Origin of the sequence: Mesorhizobium sp. M1E.F.Ca.ET.045.02.1.1, assembly GCF_003952485.1 — a bacterium.
In the GTDB taxonomy this organism is placed as follows: Bacteria; Pseudomonadota; Alphaproteobacteria; order Rhizobiales; family Rhizobiaceae; genus Mesorhizobium.
The window spans coordinates 738736-762026 of record NZ_CP034447.1 but is presented as its reverse complement, the minus strand read 5'-3'; the positions used below and the strand labels follow the sequence as shown (position 1 = coordinate 762026).

The 23291-nt window shown below is 59.6% G+C and carries 21 protein-coding genes; 15 read left to right on the top strand and 6 right to left on the bottom strand.

Annotated features, from left to right (window positions below; genetic code table 11):
* Positions 1-183 precede the first annotated feature (183 nt).
* Entirely contained in the window at positions 184-972 is a 789-nt protein-coding gene (locus EJ070_RS03555; RefSeq protein ID WP_126090083.1) for a TetR/AcrR family transcriptional regulator, read from the bottom strand.
* 173 nt (positions 973-1145) lie between these two features.
* Here EJ070_RS03555 and EJ070_RS03550 point away from each other — a divergent pair, with 173 nt between their 5' ends.
* The 9 genes from EJ070_RS03550 (at position 1146) to EJ070_RS03510 (ending at position 10628) form a co-directional block, all read left to right on the top strand.
* Positions 1146-1850 (top strand): hypothetical protein, encoded by a 705-nt coding sequence (locus tag EJ070_RS03550; protein WP_245464800.1) that lies wholly within the window; start codon positions 1146-1148, stop codon positions 1848-1850.
* 99 nt (positions 1851-1949) lie between these two features.
* Complete coding sequence (locus EJ070_RS03545; RefSeq protein WP_245464799.1) at positions 1950-3368, top strand: Dyp-type peroxidase; 1419 nt, start codon at positions 1950-1952, stop codon at positions 3366-3368.
* A gap of 24 nt (positions 3369-3392) precedes the next feature.
* The gene (locus EJ070_RS03540; RefSeq protein WP_126090081.1) at positions 3393-4184 is read left to right on the top strand and encodes a MarC family protein; all 792 of its coding nucleotides are present in this window, start codon (positions 3393-3395) and stop codon (positions 4182-4184) included.
* 22 nt (positions 4185-4206) lie between these two features.
* Positions 4207-5328 carry a DUF4331 family protein gene (locus tag EJ070_RS03535; protein ID WP_126090080.1) on the top strand — a complete coding sequence of 374 codons (1122 nt, stop codon included), beginning with the start codon at positions 4207-4209 and terminating at the stop codon, positions 5326-5328.
* A 3-nt stretch (positions 5329-5331) separates the two neighbouring features.
* Complete coding sequence (locus EJ070_RS03530; protein WP_126090079.1) at positions 5332-6117, top strand: SDR family NAD(P)-dependent oxidoreductase; 786 nt, start codon at positions 5332-5334, stop codon at positions 6115-6117.
* Positions 6114-7151: a tetratricopeptide repeat protein gene (locus EJ070_RS03525; RefSeq protein WP_245464798.1), complete on the top strand. Its 1038-nt coding sequence runs from the start codon at positions 6114-6116 to the stop codon at positions 7149-7151. Before EJ070_RS03530 ends, EJ070_RS03525 begins: the two co-directional genes overlap by 4 nt.
* A complete protein-coding gene (locus EJ070_RS03520) occupies positions 7145-7804 on the top strand; it encodes a High-affinity nickel transporter (protein WP_189350349.1) in 660 nt (219 codons plus the stop codon). Before EJ070_RS03525 ends, EJ070_RS03520 begins: the two co-directional genes overlap by 7 nt.
* Complete coding sequence (locus tag EJ070_RS03515; protein WP_126090077.1) at positions 7801-9315, top strand: NAD(P)/FAD-dependent oxidoreductase; 1515 nt, start codon at positions 7801-7803, stop codon at positions 9313-9315. The genes EJ070_RS03520 and EJ070_RS03515 overlap by 4 nt, the downstream gene beginning before the upstream one ends.
* The gene (locus tag EJ070_RS03510) at positions 9312-10628 is read left to right on the top strand and encodes a carbohydrate porin (protein ID WP_126090076.1); all 1317 of its coding nucleotides are present in this window, start codon (positions 9312-9314) and stop codon (positions 10626-10628) included. Before EJ070_RS03515 ends, EJ070_RS03510 begins: the two co-directional genes overlap by 4 nt.
* A 1180-nt stretch (positions 10629-11808) precedes the next feature.
* Here EJ070_RS03510 and EJ070_RS03505 read toward each other — a convergent pair.
* A complete protein-coding gene (locus EJ070_RS03505; RefSeq protein ID WP_126090075.1) occupies positions 11809-12129 on the bottom strand; it encodes a hypothetical protein in 321 nt (106 codons plus the stop codon).
* A 104-nt stretch (positions 12130-12233) separates the two neighbouring features.
* On the opposite strand from EJ070_RS03505, the gene EJ070_RS03500 reads away from it, so the two are divergent.
* Positions 12234-13046, top strand: coding sequence for a plasmid partitioning protein RepB C-terminal domain-containing protein (locus EJ070_RS03500; protein WP_126090074.1), 813 nt, complete (start codon positions 12234-12236; stop codon positions 13044-13046).
* Positions 13047-13263: 217 nt separating this feature from the next.
* Here the strand turns inward: EJ070_RS03500 and EJ070_RS03495 are convergent, their stop codons facing one another.
* Positions 13264-14235: an ornithine cyclodeaminase family protein gene (locus tag EJ070_RS03495; protein ID WP_126090073.1), complete on the bottom strand. Its 972-nt coding sequence runs from the start codon at positions 14233-14235 to the stop codon at positions 13264-13266.
* Positions 14236-14251: 16 nt separating this feature from the next.
* On the bottom strand, positions 14252-14524 hold the full coding sequence (locus EJ070_RS36950) for an SDR family oxidoreductase (protein WP_126090072.1): 273 nt from the start codon (positions 14522-14524) through the stop codon (positions 14252-14254).
* A 172-nt stretch (positions 14525-14696) separates the two neighbouring features.
* Here EJ070_RS36950 and EJ070_RS36945 point away from each other — a divergent pair, with 172 nt between their 5' ends.
* From EJ070_RS36945 to ugpC, 5 genes are all read left to right on the top strand, one after another.
* Positions 14697-16136 (top strand): NAD(P)-dependent oxidoreductase, encoded by a 1440-nt coding sequence (locus EJ070_RS36945; protein WP_245464797.1) that lies wholly within the window; start codon positions 14697-14699, stop codon positions 16134-16136.
* Positions 16137-16439: 303 nt separating this feature from the next.
* Complete coding sequence (locus tag EJ070_RS03475) at positions 16440-17621, top strand: sugar ABC transporter substrate-binding protein (RefSeq protein ID WP_320286162.1); 1182 nt, start codon at positions 16440-16442, stop codon at positions 17619-17621.
* Between the two features lie 80 nt (positions 17622-17701).
* Positions 17702-18613: a sugar ABC transporter permease gene (locus EJ070_RS03470; protein ID WP_126090069.1), complete on the top strand. Its 912-nt coding sequence runs from the start codon at positions 17702-17704 to the stop codon at positions 18611-18613.
* A complete protein-coding gene (locus EJ070_RS03465) occupies positions 18603-19433 on the top strand; it encodes a carbohydrate ABC transporter permease (protein WP_126090068.1) in 831 nt (276 codons plus the stop codon). Before EJ070_RS03470 ends, EJ070_RS03465 begins: the two co-directional genes overlap by 11 nt.
* A 27-nt stretch (positions 19434-19460) precedes the next feature.
* The gene (gene ugpC / locus EJ070_RS03460) at positions 19461-20531 is read left to right on the top strand and encodes a sn-glycerol-3-phosphate ABC transporter ATP-binding protein UgpC (RefSeq protein ID WP_126090067.1); all 1071 of its coding nucleotides are present in this window, start codon (positions 19461-19463) and stop codon (positions 20529-20531) included.
* Between the two features lie 226 nt (positions 20532-20757).
* Here the strand turns inward: ugpC and EJ070_RS03455 are convergent, their stop codons facing one another.
* Entirely contained in the window at positions 20758-21897 is a 1140-nt protein-coding gene (locus tag EJ070_RS03455; RefSeq protein ID WP_126090066.1) for an alanine racemase, read from the bottom strand.
* Between the two features lie 29 nt (positions 21898-21926).
* The gene (locus EJ070_RS36665) at positions 21927-23147 is read right to left on the bottom strand and encodes a M81 family metallopeptidase (protein ID WP_245464796.1); all 1221 of its coding nucleotides are present in this window, start codon (positions 23145-23147) and stop codon (positions 21927-21929) included.
* Between the last annotated feature and the right edge of the window lie 144 nt (positions 23148-23291).

Below are 23291 nucleotides of genomic sequence, written 5' to 3'. Positions count from 1 at the left end.
GGATGATTTGGTTTGCGCCTACGCGCGTCGCGATCTTTCAGATTCGCTCCATGCGCTTTAGGTTTTTGATTTTGCGCATGTCTTTGTCCCGAAACCGGTTACCACTTTCGGGAGACATGCCTTAAAAGCGCGTCGCTGGTGGACTCTCGCACATGGTTGGGACGGGTCCTGGCCGCCAGCTGCTTACTGTCCCGTGTTGACTGGACCGGTAGCCAGATCTTGCCCTGGCAGCGATTGCTCTCCACCCTGCGAGATGCTGACGCCGAGGCCCCGCTCCTCGCTCGTTCGCTGCAGGATTCGCGGTCCTACCCAAACGTCGGAGGGCAGGGCAGGAATTCCCGCCGCCAATCCGTCGATCATTGTGTTCACCGCGCGAACGGCCAGGTTGTCGGACCGCGCGCTCGGGCCGACAAGGCGATCGATCAGCAGCAAGGTAAGGCCGTGAATTTGCGACCAATAGCTCAACACTGCGCTGTCTATCTTTGACGTGTTGCGCCGGCTCCTGGGGACGGGGCTTCCTAGAGCGCCGTCGATGACGGCTCCCTCGATAAGCGCTCTCAGTTTCTCGGCTGCTGCCATTTCGATTGTAGGCCGGCCATCGCCCGCAACGCCAAGCAACCCACCGAACATCAGTCTATAGAGCGCAGGATTTTCGATACCCTGCCGCACATGGCTGCGGGCCATTGCAGTAAGGCGCGTACGCGGATTGCTGCGTCCCCGTCCCGCATCGCTCATTCGATCGGCAAGCTGATCGAAGCCCGCTGCGGACACGGCGCCCAACAATTCTCGCTTATCTGCGAAGTGCTTGTAAGGCGCGTTATGGCTCACACCGGCACGTCGGGCCAGTTCTCGCAGGGAGAATTCGGTGCTTTGCGTCTCGCGCAGGACGTCGATCGCTGCATTGACGATGGCGCGCTGAAGATCGCCATGGTGATACGCACGATCAGGGTGTTCGGGTTTAGCTGTGTTCATGCTGGCTATCCTAGCAGCTGAGTGGCCAGCGTCAACTTCGGCCTGTCGCAAATTTTCTGGACTCGGTCGATTTAAGTTGACACCGCCAACTCGCGGCAGTAAGTAGGCACTGTCAACAACAAAGTGGCTATTGCCAACATCAGGTTGGGTTGCCACATATTTGGAGAATGAGAATGAACCCCGACAAATCCGCCAATTCCGCCGTCGAGTGGGACCTGCGTCATCCCGGCCTCATTTTGAAGGACGGCGACGGTGTGGTGCACGAGTTCACGGGCATGTGGCCTCTCAAGCCCGATGCCGACCTTGTGAAATTCACCAACAAGCTCGCCTTCCGCGAATTCTGGAACCCGCCGGAACTGACCTTTGCCGAAGCGACCACTCTCCTCGGCCTGATACGTGCCGCGCGGTGGTTCGTCGGCACGAGCACCGAGTTCGGTTCGACGCTCTACTTCGTCACGCAGTTCGATAGCAGCCTCGAGAAGTACTTCGATGACTTTGTGCTCAACGGAAAGGAGAACCTCGAGGCGATTTGGGGTGAGTGCATCGGATGTCCGACCGGCCCCGAGGCGACGGCGCGCGACATCGTCCAGTACATTGCGCGCGGTCAGATGAAGACGCTCGCGCTTTATGATGCCTTCCCGAGCCTCAGCAACAGCCAGATCGAGAAGCAGGCCGACGTCTACGCGAAGACCCAGAAGTTCCAGCGTGCCGTCGCGAAGCGCGAAGGCAAGTTAGAGGACCTGGTCGACAGCTTTCTTGTCGAACTCGCAAAGCCTTTCGATCACGTGCGCAGCGGCGCGGCTATCGACACCGACGCCGGCAAGGAGCCGCAATTTACGAACGTTCCCGAGCGGCTCGGTCTCAAGAAGGCCGCCTAATCCAACGTCAGACTTCGAAGTTGGCCGACCTTGGGTGCTTCATCCAACGCGCCGGCCAACTCCAGCCGGTGCGCTCGACAACAGAGAGGATCCCTTCAAATGAGCACTGCTGCAATGACACGCGCTTTGACCGCCGCCGATTTGAGGGCGAATCTCAGCGACATTCAGGACAATGTCGTTGCGCCGATCCTCATGAGATACGGGCGCCATATCTTCCTGAAATTCCATGACGGCGCAAAGGCACGTGAATGGATGCGCGTCATGATCGCGCGCGTGAATGCTCGGCCGCAGGAGCACGGGACATGCTTCACCGTGAACGTCGGCTTCACGTTTGAAGGACTAGCAGCGCTCGGCCTGTCGAAACGTTCGCTTGACAGTTTTCCGCAGGCCTTTCGGATGGGCGCCCGCGCCCGTGCCGAGGCGATCGGCGACACGGGCTTGCACGCCCCAGAGCATTGGGAGGGCGGTCTCGGCGGTCCCGACATTCACGCGATGGCGTGGATCCGGACCGATTCCGATCAAGGCCGCGAACTGGCGACTGAGATCGTCCGTGCCGAAATGGAAGAGATCGGGGGAATAGAGGTCCGCTTCCTCCAGGACACGATGGCGCTCGCGCATGCGAACGGGATCGGTTCCGAGGGCGAGCATTTTGGATTTGCCGACCCGATCTCCCAGCCTCCGATCGAGGGTGCCGACGCGCCTTGGTATCCTGGCGACGGCGTGCAGGAGCCGGATGGGTCCTGGCGTCCTTTGAAAGCCGGCGAGTTTGTGCTGGGTTACGAAGACGAGGCTGGCCCTGCGGGCGTCATGGGTCCGGAACCGTTCGAGCTGCGGGTGAATGGGACGTACATGGTCTTCCGCAAGCTCCATCAGGATGTGGCTGCCTTCCGCAGATTTCTGCAAACCGCGGCCAAGTCGCTTTACGGTTCCGACGACGAGTATCAACAGGAACGCGTGGCAGCGAAGATGATGGGCCGGTGGCGCAGCGGCTGCCCCGTGGATCTGTCGCCGGACAAGGATGACCTTGCCATCGCTGCGGACCCGGAGCGCCGCAACAACTTCAGCTATGCAGGCGACGACCAGGGACTGCGGTGCCCAGTCGGCGCGCACCTACGCAGAACCAATCCACGCGCCACTGCCCTCAAGCGCGCGACCACGGTGCGAAGGCATCGCCTGATCCGACGCGGCGTCGAATATGGGCCGCACCTCGAGGACGGCGCGCTCAACGACGACGGCGTCGATCGCGGGCTGATCAACCTCTTCATCCAGGCCGACATCGAGAGGCAATTCGAGTTCGTCCAAAAGGAATGGATGAAAGGCGGTGAGTTCATCGGACTCGGCGCAAACGAGCAGGACCCGATCAACGGCGTGGGGGGTGAAGGCTCTCAGATGATGGTACCGGGCGCTAAGCAGCCGTTCCTGTTCGATCTTCCCAGCTTCGTCACGGTCAAGGGAGGCGAATATCTGTTCGTACCCGGACTGAAGGCGCTCGAAGGCCTGATCCAGCAGCGATTCTAACGGGCGATATCGGAGCTTGCGACAATGGCCATCCGCCTGCGCACCACCAATTCCGGCAGAGGTCGCCGGACACTCTTTGTGAAGAACTTCGGCAGGCTTATTGCGCTTATATTGGTGTTCGCCGCGACAGTCTCGGCAGCCTCGGCGCAGGGCGTCGCCGCGCCTGCGCTTCGTCCCGGAGCACTCTCCGCATGGACCTTCGGTGAAGTTTTTACGTTCCTCTTCGTTACCCTCGGCCCGCTCAACGTCATCCTGCCATTTCTTGGGATGACGCAGGGCCGCAGTGCTGCCTTCAAGCGCCAGGCGGCCTTCACGGCATTCAGTGTTGCATTGATCGGACTGCTCGTCGTAGCGGCGATCGGCGCGGCAACGCTTAAGGCCTGGGGCATTTCTATCGGCGCACTCCTCCTTACGGGAGGCGCCATCCTTGTTCTCGTTGCGCTACGGCCCGTGTTGGCAGGCTATAGCCCGCGCGCAGGTGAACCGTCATCAGCGGCTAACCCGGCCAGCGCGACCGAACTGGCGTTTTCGCCGCTCGCTTTTCCCACCATCGTCACACCCTACGGCCTCGCGCTGCTGGTCCTGCTGGTCACGCTTTACCCGGCAAGTTCGGAAGGACTGTGGGTTCTGGCCATGGCGGCCTTGGTGCTCGCCCTCGACTTGATCGTCATGCTGGCCGCCGACCGCATTGCGAAGATCCCTCTCGTCAATCCAGGCCTCAATATTCTCGGATGCGTGATGAACGTCCTCTTGATTGCGCTGGGCGTGCAAGCGGTCGCCGACGGCCTACGCCTAATCGCAGAGCAGAGATTCTGAACAAACGAAAGGAAAAACGACCGTGTCAGATCATTTCAGCGGGCCAGCCATTATGGGCGATCCAGCAGTCGACATTTCGGACTTTTTTGCGTTCCCTAGCCCCGAGCGGCCGGGAAACCTGGTTCTCATCATGGACGTATTCCCGCTCGCGACGCCGGATTCACGGTTCAGCAACGTCGTCACGCATCGATTCCGGCTACGGCCATTGGCGCGCTCCGAGCGCCACATCGTCACCGGCGCGAACGAATACACCATCGACGTCCGGTTCAGCGATGTTCCCGAGGGGACTGCAGTCCAGAAGGGGCAGATCATCACGTCGGATGGCCTGAAGGCAAGCTTCACAGTCGGAGAGCAGGTCGAAGAAGAAAGCATGCGCGTGTTTGCGGGACTGGTCAGCGATCCGTTCTTCATGGATGTCGAGGCTACGCTCCGGACGGATTTCTCCGGCAAGATGTCGTTCGACACCGCGGCGAATACGGTACAGTTTCGCGACGTCCTCTCGATCGTGGTCGAAATCCCTTTTCGATCAATCGTGGAACGTTTCGGCGGCGCGACATTGATCGCCGCCGTTTCGGAAACAGTGGTGACAGTCAACGGTAAGCCACTGCGGCTCGAGCACGTCGGACGGCCAGAGACCAAGAACGTGCTGATGGCGAATCCGACACGCGATCCGCGCGCGAAAAACATCGAGTTGCGTGACTTGTACAATCGCGAGGACACGTTCACGCTCTCAGACGTCTACCGCCCGCTATACGAGACACGCCTCGACGCGAATTTGGCTTACTGGGACGAGTTGGACGGGGCGACCGAGTGGCCCGTTGAAGAAGATGGTCGTCACCCGCTGCGCGACCTGTTCCTGGGTGATTTTCTGATTGTCGATCTCGCGAACCCGTTCTCCGCAGGGAGCTTCCTCGAGATCGAGCGCGCGCTGATGGATGATCGAGCGCACAATAGCGCCGGTGGCCGATGGCTCGATGACGACATCCTCGACGATATGCTCTCGATGATCGTGAATGGAGGGCGGGGCAAGCGTGTCGGAGATGGCGTGGATATGCCGACGAAGCCCGCAGCCCGCACTTTCCCCTACGTGCGCGAACCGAATCTGCGCTCTGACCTGCCGCTACCAGCATTTCTGAAAGGCTAAGAAATGAACGAGTTGATTGGAAAATCAGCAGTCGTCACCGGCGCGGCATCCGGCATCGGAAACGCGATCGCGACGCATTTCATCGCCGCCGGCGCGAGCGTGCTGCTCTGCGACATCAATAGAGGGGCGGTTGAGGAAGCAGCGCGCGAGCTGGGCCGTCTCGCGAAACCCCGCGTGACCGATGTGTCTGACGAAAGCCAAGTCGAAAGCGCGATCACCGAAGCTGCTAAGGAGTTCGGAGCCGTGGACATCGTGGTTAACGTCGCAGGCTTCGGCGCGATTGCTCCGATAACCGAAATCACGGCTGAAAAGTGGAACGCCGTTCAAGCCGTTACTCTGACGGGCGTGTTCTACGGAGTGAAGCACGGCGCCCGGCAGATGTTAAGGCAGGGTCGCGCCGGCGTCATCATCAATATCTCCTCAGTCAACGCACAACACCCCGGTGAAGGCCAGGCGGCTTATTGCGCCGCCAAGGCCGGCGTCGACATGATCACGCGCGTTGGAGCTCTCGAACTCGGTCCCAAGGGCATCCGCGTGGTCGGCATCGCGCCGGGTCTCGTGGAAACGCCTTTGACGAAGCACGAACTCGAAAATCCTGCGATGCGCGAGCTCTTCATGGCGATCATCCCGATGAACCGGGCGGTTGCAGCCAAGGAGATTGGAGATGCTGCCGTTTTCCTTGCATCCGATCGCGCAAGCTCGATCACCGGCGCGACCCTCGTGATTGATGGTGGATCGCTGACGCGCGGCTATCCGGCAGTCCTGACAGGACTGAGGAAAGCATCATGATCGAGCCGGAACGTTACACAAGCGGCAAGATCGCTCTCGTCAACCTTTCTGCCTCAATTGATGCGCTCGAATCCAGGCGTACCCATTCCGCTACCTTCGATGAGCTAGTCGGTCTTTCCAAGCTATTGTTCGTGCGTGGAGACGTGTTGGGCTGCATAGCCGATCATGATCGAGCGGAATCGATTGCGAATGAAGCGGTAGCGATGTGCGCCGGCACAGCGGGCGCGCTCCATGTATCGGCGAAACTGGCCGCCCGCTTCCATCGATTTCGCGAAGCCGAGAACCTGCTTAATCAGGCGCTCGCCATGCGTCACCCGCGCAATGAGATTGACGCTCAAAGAGCTGCGCTGCTCCAGGCAACCGGGCGCTTCGAAGAGGCCTTGATGCTGCGCGAACGGCTCGCGGAACAAGATCCGAGCATTCAGACGATCGGAGCGCTTGCGTCGCTGCTTGCCGAAATGGGCCAGTGGACGGCGGCAGAACAAAGCTATTCGAACGCGCTCGGAACGGATGATGGCGTGTCGCCATTTCCCGCTGCCCAGTTGCTGTTCGAGTGGGGTGTGAGCGCGATGCGCCGCGGTAAGCTCGACAAGGCGGAAACCGTTCTTGCTGAACTCGGCGTGATCCTGCCGGCCCATGTGCCCGGCCGCGGACACCGCGCCGAAATAGCGCTCGCGCGCGGTGACCTGGATCGTGCGATGGCCTTAATTGCGCCCCTCATCGAGACATCCGACGATCCTGAATATCGCGCGATATATGCGGAGATCCTGGCCGCTGGCGGTGACGATAGGACGGATGACGAAGCCGAACACGCAGTTCGAGATTACGAGATGCTGCTCGCGCGGCGACCGGCGGCTTATGCCGATCACGCGGCCGCCTTCTTCATGGGTGTCGGCAAGCGGCCGCAACGTGCGCTCGAGCTTGCCTCTGCCAATTGGAAACTTCGCAACACTCCCCGGTCGCGAAGCCTTCTCGCGAAGGCGCGGCGGAGCGCGCGAGCAGCCTCGACGCTGACGGAGTACCGGGCATGTTAGTCGTCCTAGCAGCGCTGCTCGCCGGGTTCCTTCATGTCCTGTCGGGCCCCGATCACATGGCAGCGATAGCGCCTTACGCCATACAAGGAAAAGCGCGCGCCTGGCGCACCGGCGTTCGGTGGGGCTTCGGGCACAGCGCAGGTGTCCTCGGTGTCGGGCTCCTCCTACTCACGTTGCGCGACCGCATCGGAATCGAGGCGCTCTCGTCATGGGGCGAGCGCGGCGTCGGCCTCATGCTCATTGCAATCGGGCTCTGGGGGCTTCGCAAGGCGATCGACGTGCGGCGCGCCAAAATAGATCACGAAAACCATAAGCATTCGGTTCATGGGCATATAGCTTTTGGCGTCGGAACGATTCACGGTCTGGCAGGCAGCTCGCATCTGCTGGGAATCGTTCCAGCTCTCCTCTTGCCCTCCGCCACGGCTGCCGCTGCTTACCTGATTTTCTTCGGCGTCGGGACGATTGCTGCGATGGGGGGATTTGCGTTCGCGGTCGGATCGATCGCCGTGCCTCCTGTTGCTCGCGGCGCTGCCGGACAAAGTGCCCTGATGGGCGTGTGCTCCGTCCTTGCTCTCGGTGTCGGCGCATTCTGGCTGATTTCGGCTTTTGGGATCCACACGGCCGCAAGCCTAGTCGCTTTGGTAACACCATGACTGAATCCAATCGCAGCATCCCCGCGCGTACGGCAACGAATTTCGACGTCCTCGTCATTGGCGCAGGCCCGGCAGGCGCCATGGCCGCCCTTCGGGCAGCAGACCTCGGGGCGCGAACAGCGCTGGTCACCAGCGCCCAATTCGGGGGCATGGCCGCACACGACGGCCCCGTCCCGGTGCGTACACTCGCACGCGCCGCTCGGCTGATCAGCGAAGCTCGACGGCTGAAAGAGTACGGCATCGAGGTGGGTAACCCAGCGCTCGACTACCAGCGCCTGCTAGCGCGGGTGCGCGAGGTTGTCGATGACGTCGTCGCGCATTCTTCTTCGCGCGAGCAGCTCGAGATGCTTGGAGTGAGCGTCATTGAGCACGCCGGCACCGTGCGGTTTAACGATCCTCATACCGTCGTCACCTCGGCAGGACTGCGGCTGCGGGCGGATAAAATCATTCTCTGTGTTGGGGGGGTCACCAGACAACTGCCGGTCCCTGGGTTTGAGCTGACAAGCGACCATACAAGCGTTTTCGGTGCGACTTCCGCACCCGACTCGATGCTGGTTGTCGGCGGTGGCTCGACGGCTGTGCAAATCGCCTCGATATTCTGTGCGTTCGGCTCCCGCGTTCAGGTGTTCGAGGCGGGTCCCCGCATCCTCGCAAACGAGGATGACGATGTGTCGGCCGCGATTGCCGCAGCATTCCGAAAGGTCGGGGTCGTGGTCAGCCAAGACTTTGGCGCGATCGTGTCCTTCGAAAAGACCCCCACCGGAGTGCGAATGAACTTCGCGAAGGGCGGCAAACAGTCGAGCGCGGAGGCCGCGATTGCCGTCGCGGCGATCGGCAGGGCTGCGGACACCAGAGGACTTAACCTCTCGTCGGCGGGAGTCCTGCTCGACGGTCGAGGATTCGTAAAGGTCGATGACTACTTGCGGACTTCCACGCCGCATATCCTCGCGGCCGGCGATGTCACGGGCCGACTGATGGTGGTTCCGTCGGCGATACGGGACGGCTTCGTCGCTGCGACCAACGCCCTGCGCGGCGCGGGTGAAAGGGCTTCGGAGCGCATCGACGTCAGCGCCAGCTTTACGCATCCGGAATATGCGCGGGCTGGCCTTACAGAAGTTGAGGCACGTCGTGAGCACGATGTGTTGACCTCTACCGTCCGCTTTGACTCGACCATGCGCACGATCATCGACGGCCGCAAGGACGGGTTTTGCAAGCTGGTCGTAGATCGCAGAACCGCGAAAATACTCGGTTGTCACTGCGTCGGTGAGTTGGCCGGGGAACTCGCTCAGACCGCTGCCGTCGCGATTTCCGCGGGCATGCGGGTGGACGAACTGGTGCGGGTCCAAATGGCGTTCCCCACATATGTCGGGAACCTCGCTTACGCCGCCGCGGACGCTGCCCGCCAACTCGAGTTGGGTGTTGGCAACCAGCACATTGGAACAAGAGGTGATCTCTACGAGAATCTTCGCCAATGGGATGATCGGCGCAAGATTGTGGAGGTTGCTGTATGAGGGGCCGCCTTCTTGCGCTCGCGCTCATTTTCTCCGCGTCGGCAGCTTCGGCTCAGGACCCTGCTCGCAGCAGCAGTGCCAGCGACACGACCTCGACCGACCCCACAAGGCGCGTCTTCCAACTCGTGTTGCCAGCGGACCACAGGTTGGGCGACTGGGCCGGGCTGCGGCAAACACTCGAAAACGCCGGGATCACAGCCAATCTAGGCTTGGTTACCGACTTAGCGGGCAATCCCAGTGGCGGCCGTTCCAAGGGCGTGACCGCCCCGACAAGCGTCGAGCTTAGCCTCTTGGCTGACCTCGATAAGATCGCGGGGATAAGCGGCGGCTCACTCTTCATGTCGACCTCCGAGCGATGGGGTCGAAGCCTGTCCGCGGATTATGTAGGAAACGTCTTCAGCGCACAGCAGATCTACGGATTCCAAACCTGGCGATTGATCGATCTTTCCTATCAGCAGCAGCTGTTCGACGACCGCCTCGAGCTTCGTCTTGGACGCTTCGCCGCGACGGATGACTTCATGGTTTCAGCCTACAGCTGCGGTTTGGTTTCCAACGCCTTTTGCGGCAACCCATTCGGCATCCTGATCGATGCGCCAGGAATTAGCGCCTACACAGGGGCTTGGGGGGCTCTGGCGAAGGTCAAGCCGACGCCGCGCAGCTATATTATGGGCGCCGTATACAATGGCGATCCAGAGGTCCGCGCCGACGAGCACCACGGTCTCGACTTTTCTATACACGGGCCGGCTTTTGCGATGGCCGAGGTTGGTTATCAGATCAACGGACAGCCGGGCGATAGTCAATTCCTTGGAAATTACAAGCTCGGAGCCTGGTATGATGGCAATCGGCTTACGGAGTTCCAGTCGGGAGATCCGGTTCACGGGAGTTGGGGTTTTTACGGCATTTTCGACCAAGTGATTGTGCCGTTCGGCGCTCCGGGCAGCAATCGTGGCCTCGGTGTGTTCGGTTCGTTGACGTTGGCGCCGAGTCCTAACAAGCAGCCGTTATCAGCTTTTTTCACGGCGGGTATTTCGGCGCGCGGTTTCTTTGACAGCCGACCGCGAGACGCTATTAGCCTAGGCTTTGCATACGGTCGCTTCAGTGACGACCTGCGCCGGGCTCAACGCGAGGGGCAATTGCCTGGTCCTATCGGCGGTCAAGGCCGTGAGGGCGTTCTGGAGGCCAGTTACCGTATCGACGTCAGGGACGGTGCGATGTTTGTCCAGCCCGACATTCAATATATCATGCATCCGGGAGGCACCGACGCTGTCAAGAACGCGGTGGTAGTGGGCGCGCAGGTCGGTATCAATTTCTGAGTAACGTCAATTCATTCGTTCCGGCAGGTACACGCGCCTGAGATCTGGCAGCGTAACCCAACGCTCTGCCTTCCCACGCCCGCGGCCAGGTCTCGATCGCTTGGTTGCAAACATCTTGCCGTGCTCACGAACTAATGAGCGTATTTGCTATGCTTGCCAGGCGCAGCAGTTAGCTCGGGTGCGCTCGCAAGGATTTCACGGGACCGCTCTATGAGCCGGCGGTTGTTCGATGAGCTCCTGAGTTTCCGTTATGCGGCTGACGCTTTGCCGCTCCCTTTCATCGAGGGGCTTAACCAGCTTTTCGGACTTGTTAATCTGTAGCATCGCGATGCCCCTCAAATAAGCAACGGGACGCCTAGAAACCCGCGAGGCGGGAAACGGTTCCCTCGCATGACGAATGATGATAGCGGCCAAGCGCCACGACACTGGCCATAGAACTGGCGGCCGACGTATACTGTTGGGGAATGGGTACTTGAAAACGTTGGCCGCCGGCACTCGGGCGGCTACGCCATATCGCTGGCGCATACTGAGGTTCAGGCGTGATTGGGTCGCCTTCAATCAGATTGCCGGCTTGTGGCGGAGGCTTTGCCCGATCACTATGTCGCAGACACCAAGGTGGGTCGCCTCTTTTGCGAGGTGCAGTGCCAGCTTTGGGCGGTGCGCTATGCTATCACCAGAGGATGTCGCAACCGCATCGAACGTCTATCAGGGTCAGCACGTCGCATCCCCAGGTTTATCGTCCGTGTCGGTCTTCCCTCTACTACAAGCGGACCGTGCAGGTGACGCCGGATTTATTTGAACCTGAAATGCGCGGGGCGGTACGCGACGAAGTGTTTGCCACAATGGGTCCTCTTCCGGCACCACAGGTTCCAACTGCGCACGGCTCCCGAACAATACGCCGCTTCGCTGGTAGGCAGATCGCACGAAAACACATCCTCCAGGGCTACCACTCCGCCGCCGCCAGCTTTGCCCGTGCCTGCTCTCGCCGGGCGCAAGCAGCACGTCAGACAAAATCATCAGCACAAGCCATCCACCGACGGACGCCAGCTTGTGAACCGCTGCGATCATCTGAGAGCTCATGACTGATTGGCCCGTATAAACAGGCACTCGTGCGCGGCGAGCCCTGGGCTCACTCCGCGGCACGTGGCCATTGGTGCACCGATGTTGATCGAGTCGGCAGTCACTTAATGCCAAGAGCGTCCTTGAGTTCTGCCAGTTTTTTCATGCACCCTTGTTCGTCTCCAGCTTGGGCCATCTTACGGGCTTCAGCCATCAGTTCGCTGGGATGTTCGGCGCTTTGGGCGCTGCGGTTGCCAGTCACCTGCTCCTGATGAGGTGTTGTTGGCTTCACAGCTCCCGCCGTTGATCCAGTGACCTCAGTATTGCCGCCCTGCTGCTTGCCGGCCAGGACCTCGGCTTGGTGCTTCGTCGCCGGAATACCCGACTTGTTAGTGACTGCGCCCGTTTCGGCAGTGATGACGTTTGGCTCGAGTGCTTTCAACTCCTGTGTCCCCCAACAACGGCGTGCGCCTCGATGCCTTCCTCTTCCAGTCGCTGGATCCCCTTGGTGGAGATGGCTAGACGAGCGCCGATGGAGGGAGGCGGATGACGCAAGCGGAAAACTGTCCCATTCTGAAGGACAGCCGACACTCTGTTCATCTGACCGGCGATTTGCGGGAGCCTGCGGGACCACTTCATAAATACGTGTTCCTTAGGACCTACAAAAACCAGAGCGAACGGATGCGGTGTTTCATCCGAGAGGCGAATGCGTCACGGGAGCGCCTGGACAGCGTCGTCGAAGCGCTCCGGGAGCTGCTGGCTATTGACGCGTTTCGGGCACTGCTGAAAGCGGAAGGCTTCGCGATGATGCCAAGAACACTTGCGGACAGAATTCTGGGCGAACAACCGGCTACCCGAATTGCCGAAGCAAGGCCGGACCACGCCGTAACCGCGAGACATCAGATTGTCGGAGGAATCTGTCAGGAAGTCCTCGACCTCTTGCAGGATTGCGTCGTACCGCCGAAAATGTTCGGTCTGTTGCGCCAGGTCGTGCCAGGTCGGCAGAGCGAGATTGCCCGGCTCATGCTCGCGCTGGAAAGGGTGAAGCTCAATACTGCAAGGGTTTTCATCGCACTCACGCCGCAGTCACAGCTCGTGGACACTTCGACCCCCCGCAACCAGTTCGCAGGCATCGCTGCCGCCCAACTGTCGGCAATGGAAACAGAGCTTGCCGGGTTGAGCCAAGAGTTTCTGCTCAGTGCCGGGCGCCACGGGTTGTGGAACCTCGAACATGTGGCGGCACAAGGGTTTCTCAACCGACTGATGGATAGCCCCAGGGTGGTGCGGTATCTCGCCCAGAAATTCCCGGCGCATCTGGCGGAATTCCAAAACGTTTTGGAAGCAGCTCCGCGCAACTGACGGTCAGCAGGCGGACGTTCCCGACCTCAGGTTCGGACATTTTTGCGCACGAACGACTCCGATCCATGGAGATTGCGGCCGGTTTGCTTGGCAAGATAGAGCGCCGAATCTGGCTGACGCTGAATTTCGTCTGGCGACGTGGCCTCGTTCGCATGGTCCTGAACCGCAACACCGATGCTGACGCCGACCCCGGGGGCAGCCCAGACAGAGGGAGTGATCAGAATTCCACTCGCGATCCAAGGCCTCGTTCGGTCGCGCGCCGCACAGCAAGATCTGCCACAACCAGGTCCTGAAGGGATACGCCGGTGCCGTCGAAAATTGTAATCTCGTCCGCCGATCGGCGTCCCTCGGCCATGCCTGCAATGACGGCGCCGATCGAACCGCGGATGTCACTTTCCCCGATCATGCCCTGCGCGTAAGCATGCTGAAATTCGCCTATGCTGAGCGACTGCGCTATCTCGTCGACGAAGAGCGCCGCGGCGGAGACAAGCTCCGAATCGAGCTCTTGCTTGCCCCGCGTATCTGCCCCCATGGCGGAAATATGGGTTCCGGGCACAACCCACTCCCTTTCGACGAGCGGCTTGGTGGAGGGCGTGACGGTGACGAGGATGTCAGAGAGCCGGACGGCGTCCTCGCGGTTTTTGTGGGCGCGGTAGGCAATGCCAAGCTGGGCAACCGTCTTGCCGAAGGCGGCCAGATTGTCTGGCGAGGGATCCCAAGCGTGGACGGTCTTAATGCTGCGGACAGCCAGGGTCGCCTTGAGCTGATAGACAGATTGGGTGCCCGTCCCGATGATCCCGAGCGACTCGCAATCCGGGCGCGACAGGTGCTTCGTGGCGATCGCGCTTGCCGCCCCGGTGCGGATGCCTGTCAAGTAATTGGCGCTAACCAGAGCCGAAGCCCGTCCTGTATCGGGATCGAAGAGCAGGGTCGAGGACTGATGATTGGTCAATCCACGTGCCAGATTGTGCGGCCAGTAGCCCCCAGCCTTGAGGCCGAGAAACGGCACAGAATTGTCCGCGCCGGTCTTTACGCCGAATACAGCATCCGCGTAGCCGACCACTTCCCGCACGACAGGGTAGTTCCTGGCTAAGCCGCGGGCCATGGCGGAGAAGGTCTGCTCGACCGCCTCCAAGGCCTCCTCGATGGCCACAAGATCCCGAGCAAGTGTTTCGGAAATGACTAGCATGGATACCCCCGCGGTCTCAGGCTTCGAGGATGAATTCGTCGATCATGACGTTCATGCCTGCCAGCATGCCGCCGTCGACCGGCAGGACCACTCCCGAAATATACGCAGCATCATTGGACCCTAAGAAGGAAACAGCCTTGGCGATGTCCATCGGCTCGGCGACACGGCCAAGCGGATACCAACGGCCAAGTTTCTCGAAGACGCCCGGGTCCTTTTGCTGGCGAATGGTCCAAGTGATGTTGTCGGTGCGCACAACCGGGAGAGACGGCGTTACAACGAATGCCGTCACGGCCGAATTCGGAGGCCACCGACATGGTTAGATTGATAATGCCCGCCTTCGCAGCGCTGTAGCTCGGATTGCCGAAATAGCGCATCCCGTTTACCGACGCGATGTTGACGATGGCGCCGCCGCGCCGGGATCGCATGCGTGGGAGGACGGCGCATATGCAGTGATACGTGCCATGGAGATTGATATCGATTTCGCGATGCCAGGAGTGGAGGCTCATGCCCTTGAGATCGCCTGCGGCGGTAAAGGCCGCGTTGTTGACAAGCAGGCTTACCGGACCAAGCGCGTCCTCAGCCGCGGCGAAGGCACTCTCCACCTGATCGGCATTTGTTATGTCGGCCTTCACAAAAACCGCACGGCCGCCGGCACCAACGATCTGGCTGACCGTCTCGCTCCCCTTGGACTCGTCGATTTCGAGAACCGCCACTGCAGCGCCCTCGGCGACCAACTGGCTGGCGATAGAACGCCCGATCCCGTGGCCCGCTCCCGTCACGACCGCAATTGTCCCGTCATGGCGAGCCATGTCTCGTCCCCCGGTCGCCTGGTTCAGGCGGTTGCTCTTCTCAACGATCAACCACTACCGGCCGTTAATGCGGTCTTCCAATGCAGAACGGGCATGGCAGGATCAGTATTTCGCATTCGCCTACCGATACCCTGGGACCGTAGGGTGTCCTCGATTGGCTGGCCGGGTGAAATCCGCAGGAGGTTTGGCCGGCGTGGCAGATACAGGGAACGGTCAATGAAGAACATCGTCGTTACCGGCGGCAGCGGCAAGGCGGGCAGGGCAGTCTGTCGTGGTCTGGTGGAGCACGGTTACAGCGTCTTGAATGTTGACGTGCAGGCTTCACGGGATCCCGTCTGCCCGTTCTACAAAGTCGATCTCAATGATCTTGGCCAGGTGATAGACGCTTTGCAGTGGGGCGGCGGCAAGGATCACCCTTTCCGCAAGTTCCGCACGCCAGATGCTGTGGTGCATCTGGCGGCGATTCCGGCACCCGACCTGATGCCCGACGATGTCATTTTCCGCAACAATGTCGTGACAACCTATAATGTTTTTGACGCGGCCATCCGTGTAGGCGTCAAGCGGATCGTTTGGGCATCGAGCGAGACCACGCTGGGCCTGCCTTTCAGTCCGTCCAACCCGCCGTCCTACGTGCCGGTTGACGAAGACCATCCGATGCGGCCTGAAAGCGCCTATTCACTGTCGAAGGATCTTGGCGAGGAAATGGCCCGACAGATGCAGCGGTGGAACCCCGAGACGACCTTCATTGGGCTCAGGCTTTCCAACGTGATGGAGCCGGCGGATTACGAGCGCTTCTCGTCCTGGCAGGACGACCCGCATGTCAGGGAGTGGAACTGCTGGGGCTACATCGACGCGCGCGATTGTGCCCAGGCGGTGCGCAAGGCGCTGCATGTTGATCTTGTCGGCGCAGATCATTTCATCATCGCTAACGCCGACACCGTGATGGATCAACGAAGCGCTGAACTTATGAAAGCGATCTTTCCTGACGTACAATTCAAGCGCGAGATCAAGGGCCGCGAGACGTTGTTGTCGATAGATAAAGCGCGACATGTCCTCGGCTACGAGCCAGAGTTCAACTTCGGGCGAATCTAGAACGCGTCGTCACAAGTATGCTATTTATGCACAACAGAAGGCGATCAAGTTCGCCTTTTGCTATACTGCGCTTGTTGCGAAAAGCATCCGGGATGCCTTCATGCGACCTATGCTACTTCTTCATGCCCCCATGCGATAATTGTATTTTCACCTGTCGTTTTGCTGGCGCACAGTGTCTTGATCGGTGCGGCGCCTGGGTGCTGCCGCTTCGGGTCGAAAAGAAGACAAACACCTCATGAGGAGAACAAATTCATGACTTTCAGCATTCGCAAAGCGATGGCTGCGTCGGCCCTCGCTGTGGGCATGGCTTGGGCGGGCAGCCCGGCTTATGCCAAAACGCAGGTCAACTTCACCGTGGCGGAGTATAGCTCCAAGACTGGCCCGTACTTTGAGGAAGTGGCGGCGGCCTTCGAGAAGGAGAATCCCGACATCCATATCAACATCCAGGTGGTTCCGTGGGACACGCTCCTGCAGCGGCTAACCACCGATATCGCCGGCGGCCAAGCCCCCGACATTTCGATCATCGGTACGCGCTGGCTGGTTGACTTCGCCTCCCAGGGCATCGCCGAACCGGTCGATTCCTACCTGACGCCAGAATTCAAGTCGACCTTCATCGACACTTTCATGGCGCCGTCCGTCATCGATGGCAAGACCATGGGGCTGCCGGTCGCCGCCTCTGCCCGCGCCATGCTGGTCAACACCGATCTGCTCGACAAGGCCGGCGCCAAGGCTCCCGCCAACTGGGACGAGTTCTATACGACTGCCGAGAAGCTCAAGGCTGTTCCCGACACCTTTGCCTTCGGTCTGCAGGGCAAGGAAATCGAGACCGACGCCTATTTCTACTACAGCCTTTGGACTCACGGCGGCGACATCCTGAAGGGTGATGGGACGTCGGGCCTCGACACCCCTGAGGCACTCCAGGCTGTGACATTGTACAAGAAGATGATCGACGAAGGACTGACCCAGCCTTCTCCGACCAACTACACCCGTGAAGACGTTTTCAACCTCTTCAAGCAAGGCAAGGTCGGGATGGTCTTCACCTTCCCGATGCTCATTCCTCAGATCAAAGCCGAGGCGCCGAACCTGAAGTACAAGGTCCTGCCTTTCCCGGAAGGCAAGGCCAAGGCGACCTACGGTGTGACCGACACGCTGATGCTCTTCTCTTCCTCGCAAGTGAAGAAGGAAGCCTGGAAGTTCATCGAGTTCGCGTACAAGGACGAATGGCGGACCAAGTTCGATCACGGCGAAGGCTTCCTGCCCGTAACGAAGAATGTCGCGGCCGAGAAATACTACAGCAGCGATCCTGATATTGCCGGCTTTGCAGCGGGTCTGCCCTATGCGAAGTTTGCTCCGACCATCGCGAATTGGGAAGAGATCGCCGACACGACAGTTCGCGCCTTGCAGCAGATCTATCTTGGCCAAGCCAAGCCTGACGAAGCGCTCAAGGCTGCCGCGGCCGATATCAACAAAATTCGCAGCAAGTAGGCGCTGCCGCGAAAGATGGGCGGGCGTGGGGTAGCCCGCCCATTTCCCTGAGCGAGCCTCAATAGCCGTGGAACGGGATCATGAAATCGCGGACGCGCATACCGACGACACCCCTGTTGATGATCCTGCCGAGTTTTCTTCTGGCGATGTCGATCATCGGCTATCCGATTCTTGACCTCGCCTGGACGTCAATGCAGGAGGTCAGCCGCTTCGGAAAGATGATGGGCTTCGTCGGCTTGGCGAATTTCGCCGAAGTGTTTCGTGATCCGCTTTTCTATTCATCATTGGTGCGCACGGTGATCTGGACGGTCGCGGTGGTTGGCGGAACGCTGATCATATCACTGCCGATTGCGATAATGCTTAACGACGATTTCTATGGTCGGGGCCTTGCCCGCGTAATTGTCATGTTGCCCTGGGCGATTTCACTCACCATGACAGCTGTGCTCTGGCGCTGGAGCCTCAACGGTCGCGCCGGACTCATCAATGCGACGCTGATGGATTTCCACATCATCAGCGAGCCGATCGAGTGGCTCGCCACCGCTCCACTTGCCTTCACCGTCGAGATCCTTGTCGGTATCCTGGTCTCCATTCCATTCACAACGACGATCTTTCTCGGCGGCCTGTCCTCTTTGCCGCAGGATTCGTATGAGGCCGCGGTTGTGGACGGCGCCAAGCCCTGGGATTTGTTCCGCTACATCACGCTGCCGCTGATGAAGCCCTTCATCAATATCGCGATAGTGCTCAACGTCATCTATGTCTTCAATTCGCTTCCAATCATCTGGGTCATGACGGAAGGCGGGCCTGCCAACGGCACCGACATCCTGGTGACCTATCTCTACAAACTGGCTTTTCGCTTCGGCCAGCTCGGTAAAGCGTCTGCGATCTCGCTGATCATGTTCTCCGTCCTGTTCGTCTTCACCATCGCCTATGTGCTGATGGTGATGCGGCAGGAACACGACAACACTGCCGAGGAGGTGAAGCATGACGCCTAAGCTGAAAAAGAGCCTCCTTTACTGGCTTTTGCTGTCACCGCTTTGCGTTGTTATCCTGCTGCCATTCGGCATCATGTTCGTGACCGCCCTGCGACCACGCGACGAACTCTTCGTCTATCCGCCGACCTGGACCTTCAGCGAATTTCGTTGGGAAAACTTCGTCGAAATGTGGGTGAAGACCAATTTCGGCGGGGCGCTTCTAAACAGTCTCTATGTCAGCCTGACCTCGACGGTCATCGCGATCGCGCTGTCTATTCCTGCCGCTTACGCGCTGTCGCGCTACCGCTTTTCCGGTAAAGGGCTCTACAGGAATTTCCTTTTGATGACACAGATGATGTCGCCGATCGTGCTTGTCCTAGGCCTGTTCCGGCTGATGGTGCATCTCAACCTGGTCAACAGCCTCAATTCGCTGGTCGTCACCTATGTCGCCTTCAATATGGCCTTCACGATCTGGATGCTGCAGAGCTACTTCAACACGATTCCGCGCGAGCTCGAGGAAGCGTCCTGGATAGATGGTGCAACCGGCTTTACCAGCTTGGTGAAGATCTTCTTGCCGCTGGCCATTCCAGCCATGGTCGTGACCGCGATATTCACCTTCATCAACAGCTGGAATGAATTCGTGCTGGCGCTCACTTTGATCCGCAGCCAGAACGATTACACGTTGCCGGTACAGATATTCTCCCAGGTGGCTGGACGTTACCAGGTCGAGTGGCACCACGTCATGGCGGCGACTGTGCTTGCCACGGTCCCTGTCGCCATCGTCTTCTCCTGGCTGCAACGCTATCTCATCCGCGGCATGGCGCTCGGAGCGGTCAAATAAGCCTTGGAAATATAAGGACCTCCCAACATGGCATCGGTTACCATCAGCGGCGTCGAGAAGTGGTTTGGCACCCTGCAGATCCTCCATGGCATCGATATTGACATTGAGGACCAGGAGTTTGTCGTCCTGGTCGGGCCATCCGGCTGCGGCAAATCCACGTTGCTGCGCATGATCGCCGGCTTGGAATCGATATCGGACGGCGAGATATCGATCGGCACACGGATGGTCAATGACGTGCCGGCCCGCGACCGCGACATCGCCATGGTCTTTCAAAACTACGCCCTCTATCCGCATATGAGCGTCTTTGACAATATCGGCTTCAGCCTGAAGTTGAGGAAAAGGTCGAAGCAGGAGATTTCGGAAAAGATCAACGAAGCCGCCGAGATACTCGATCTTACGCCCTATCTGGAGCGCTCGCCGCGACAGCTGTCGGGCGGACAGCGACAGCGCGTTGCCATGGGCAGGGCTCTGGTCCGGGATGCGCAGGTCTTCCTCTTCGACGAGCCGCTTTCGAATCTGGATGCCAAGCTTCGGGTTGTCATGCGGACTGAGATCAAGGCCCTTCACCAAAGGCTCAAGACCACGTCGGTCTATGTGACACATGACCAGATAGAGGCCATGACGATGGCGGATCGCATCGTCGTCATGAACAAAGGGCGTGTGGAACAGATTGGAACGCCGATGGATCTTTATGACTTTCCGGCCAATCTGTTTGTGGCGGATTTCATTGGCTCGCCGTCAATGAATTTCATCGAGGGCATCGTTGCTGCTGATAACGAGGGACCTTTTGTAACGGCTAAGGATGGAACCCGGCTCGCCATTTCACGCGAGTCCTCAGCCGCCCTGGGCCAGAAGGTTGTCTATGGAGCAAGACCTGAACATCTGGTCTTGGCTGGCGGAAACGAAGGCTTTGACGCGACCGTCGAAGTCATCGAGCCGACTGGCCCAAACATGCAGATCTTTGCAGACGTTGCGGGACAGCGAATTTGCGCGCTGTCCGCTGAACGTCGTACCCACAAGCCGGGACAGAGGATCAGATTGCACTGTCCTGAGACGTCCGTTCACCTTTTCGACGCATCTTCAGGCGCAAGGATTTGAGAGCGTCGCTCGCAAGTATTCTGTAGCGAATGCCATCTCGAAGCGCGTTAAGTCGAAAAGTCTTCGAGCGACGCGCCTTCTTCCCAACCCGGCTGACCAGCCGCACTTCGCGCGACATGAATTAAGCCCCTGACGCCATGTTGGCGCAGGGGCTCTCTTTGTTGCCAGGCGCGAGGTCTGCAATCAGATCGGTGCTGAACGGTCGCAGCAAATCCCCGACAGCCCCTCACCAGCCGTTGATGCGCGGCCATTCGACGATGTTGCCATCATGGCTCCCGGCAACTGCATGATATCGATCGTACATCGCCGCGGTCATGCAGGCATGGTTGGGGAGAATCCGCACCTTGGAACCAACTGGCAAGGCGTCATAGGGGAAGGGCCCCTGGCTCACCAGGAGGCCGTGTTCCTGGTAAACATGGCCAACAGTGACCCCCGGAATCCGTTCTTGGCAATGCACGTCCATGACCATGCCGAAGCCGACATCCTCCGTCAGACCCGAAGCCGCCGTGCTGCGATCCTTGGACAAGGCAAGCGCGCCCGCATCGATGAGGGCAGTGTTGAACTGGGGCCGATGGCCGATGACCGTCGCGAGAACCGAAAGCGAAATGTCCTCCCGCCCACAGGAATAGATCTCGGACTGCATGACATCACCGAACATGTAGACGCCGCAACGCACCTCCGTCACGCCGGCAAAATTCACACCATGGGTCGCTGTCGGTGTCGAGCCGACGCTAACGACCGGAACGGCAAGGCCAATCGCCCTTAGTCGTTCAGCAGCGGACACTGCTACGACACGCTCTTCCTCCGCCACCTTGCGGATATCCTCGATGGTGCGTGATTGATAGGAATGACCGGCATGGGTCAGCACACCCTCGAGCCGGGTTCCCGGCAGTTCGGCAAGCGCCCGGCCGATATCCAGCAATTCCTCAGAACCGCTAAGAACGCCGGCACGCTGCTCGCCTGAATCGAGTTCGATGAGGACGTCAACTACAATGCCCAAGCCGATGGCTTGCCGGTTGACTTCCCGGGCAAGGCTTAGCTGGTCGAGGATGACGCTCACCTTGATGCCGCGTTTGACGAGCTCGGCGATCCGAGCCAGCTTGTCAGGCAGAACGGTAACGCCATAGGTGATGTCGGAAATTCCGTGGCTTGCGAAATATTCAGCTTCCTTGAGAGTCGAGACCATCACCCCGCCGAAATTTCCGGCGATCGCTATGCGCGCAACCTCAATGGATTTAGCCGTTTTCATGTGAGGCCGAAACCGGACGCCATGATCCTTGAGCCTGCGGGTCATCCGGCGCGTATTTGCCTCGAGCAGAATCCTGTCCAGGATCAGGCTCGGTGTGCTGAGATTATTCAATTCCATGGTTCCCCTTGCGCAATTCGTGTCGGAGCTCAGGCGCGTGGCCACGTCACGTCGCGATCGACGGGGAAAATCGGCCGCGGCAAGAACTTAAAATCGAAACGTGTGAGAATTGGCGATGACAGGCCGGGCGCGTCCACCTCGATCACCTGGTCTGGTCCGAAGAATTCGTCAAAGCCGGCACGGAAATGACCGCGTGATTTTACGACGATCGAACGCGCCTTGCTGATGTCGATCCCCATCATCTCGAAGAAGACCGGGTCGGCACACTGTGTACGTATGGAGATGATGACAACCTTGATGCCTTCGACGTCGAGAAGCACTGTCGTGCCGAGATCGAGCCTGCGATTGGCGTAGAAACCTCGGCGGCCGACACAATCGCCGTCGCGGATCCGTAGCACGGTCGCACTGGCTTCAAATCGGCGGGAGAACCTGTCTGGCTCAACCCGGTTGAAGACCGCCCGGAAACGAGCGCCTTCTCCCAATTCCATGGCCTCCCGCGCCAGCGCCGGATCGTTGAAAATGCCAAGCACGGCTCCATTGGCTCGAGCCTTTATCAAGGCCTCGAGAAGCCATGTCGTGTTGCCGTTCGCCCCGCCCCCGGGATTGTCGGCGACATCGGCGAGGATGACGGCTGGCAGGCTCGGATCTTCTCCAGCGGTGACCGCTTTTGCCACCGCCTCGTCGAGCGGGGTGAGGTGCGGGTCATAGCGCCGGTAGTCACTCCAGGCATACTCGGCAATATCCTGGGCTACTGCCTCGGCGACGGCGCGGTCGCTGCGGGCGGTCACGATGATGCACAGGCCGTTTTTTGCTGTGTCGGCATAGGCAAAACCGCCGAGTATCGAGACATTCATGATCTCGCCGCCGGACTTGGCCTGACCATATCTCATCAGATCGGCATAGGGTCCCTTGTCGGTGAGAAGGGTCACGGTCGGCGGGCAAACTGGCAGGCGGATGATTGCAGACGCCGGCCGCAATCCAGATAGCATGGAGCTCATTGCAAAAGCCGCCTCGCGACCGCGAGCGACCATGTCGACGTGCGGATTGGTCTGGTAGGCCACCACCAGATTGACTGCCGCAACCATCCGGTCGGAGACGTTTCCATGAAGATCGAGAGTCGCGACGATGGGGCAGTCTTTTCCGACCACGGAACGGGCCATTTCGAAGATATCGCCGTCGGGATCTCGGTCTTGTGTCGTGATCATGGCGCCGTGGTTGCATATGTACACCCCGTCGAGCGGCCGCTTCAAGCCTACCTTTCATGTCTTCCAATGTCTGGGCGAAGAAATCATGGTCAATCGGTCCACCTGCCTCGACAAGGCCGATCAGTATCGGAGCGGCTTCCCATTCGACGGAACTGTCCATCGTGGCGCAGAAGCTGTGCATTTCCGCAG

What these genes read in the sequence shown, in the direction of transcription:
- ugpC (WP_126090067.1), top strand. Translation starts at nt 19,461, where the DNA reads ATGGCATCGGTTACCATCAGCGGCGTCGAGAAGTGGTTTGGCACCCTG.
- EJ070_RS03510 (WP_126090076.1), top strand. Translation starts at nt 9,312, where the DNA reads ATGAGGGGCCGCCTTCTTGCGCTCGCGCTCATTTTCTCCGCGTCGGCA.
- EJ070_RS03475 (WP_320286162.1), top strand. Translation starts at nt 16,440, where the DNA reads ATGGCTTGGGCGGGCAGCCCGGCTTATGCCAAAACGCAGGTCAACTTC.
- EJ070_RS03520 (WP_189350349.1), top strand. Translation starts at nt 7,145, where the DNA reads ATGTTAGTCGTCCTAGCAGCGCTGCTCGCCGGGTTCCTTCATGTCCTG.
- EJ070_RS03455 (WP_126090066.1), bottom strand. Translation starts at nt 21,897, where the DNA reads ATGGAATTGAATAATCTCAGCACACCGAGCCTGATCCTGGACAGGATT.
- EJ070_RS03500 (WP_126090074.1), top strand. Translation starts at nt 12,234, where the DNA reads ATGACGCAAGCGGAAAACTGTCCCATTCTGAAGGACAGCCGACACTCT.
- EJ070_RS03540 (WP_126090081.1), top strand. Translation starts at nt 3,393, where the DNA reads ATGGCCATCCGCCTGCGCACCACCAATTCCGGCAGAGGTCGCCGGACA.
- EJ070_RS36945 (WP_245464797.1), top strand. Translation starts at nt 14,697, where the DNA reads ATGGAGATTGATATCGATTTCGCGATGCCAGGAGTGGAGGCTCATGCC.
- EJ070_RS03470 (WP_126090069.1), top strand. Translation starts at nt 17,702, where the DNA reads ATGAAATCGCGGACGCGCATACCGACGACACCCCTGTTGATGATCCTG.
- EJ070_RS03530 (WP_126090079.1), top strand. Translation starts at nt 5,332, where the DNA reads ATGAACGAGTTGATTGGAAAATCAGCAGTCGTCACCGGCGCGGCATCC.
- EJ070_RS03465 (WP_126090068.1), top strand. Translation starts at nt 18,603, where the DNA reads ATGACGCCTAAGCTGAAAAAGAGCCTCCTTTACTGGCTTTTGCTGTCA.
- EJ070_RS03495 (WP_126090073.1), bottom strand. Translation starts at nt 14,235, where the DNA reads ATGCTAGTCATTTCCGAAACACTTGCTCGGGATCTTGTGGCCATCGAG.
- EJ070_RS03515 (WP_126090077.1), top strand. Translation starts at nt 7,801, where the DNA reads ATGACTGAATCCAATCGCAGCATCCCCGCGCGTACGGCAACGAATTTC.
- EJ070_RS03545 (WP_245464799.1), top strand. Translation starts at nt 1,950, where the DNA reads ATGAGCACTGCTGCAATGACACGCGCTTTGACCGCCGCCGATTTGAGG.
- EJ070_RS03550 (WP_245464800.1), top strand. Translation starts at nt 1,146, where the DNA reads ATGAACCCCGACAAATCCGCCAATTCCGCCGTCGAGTGGGACCTGCGT.
- EJ070_RS03525 (WP_245464798.1), top strand. Translation starts at nt 6,114, where the DNA reads ATGATCGAGCCGGAACGTTACACAAGCGGCAAGATCGCTCTCGTCAAC.
- EJ070_RS03555 (WP_126090083.1), bottom strand. Translation starts at nt 972, where the DNA reads ATGAACACAGCTAAACCCGAACACCCTGATCGTGCGTATCACCATGGC.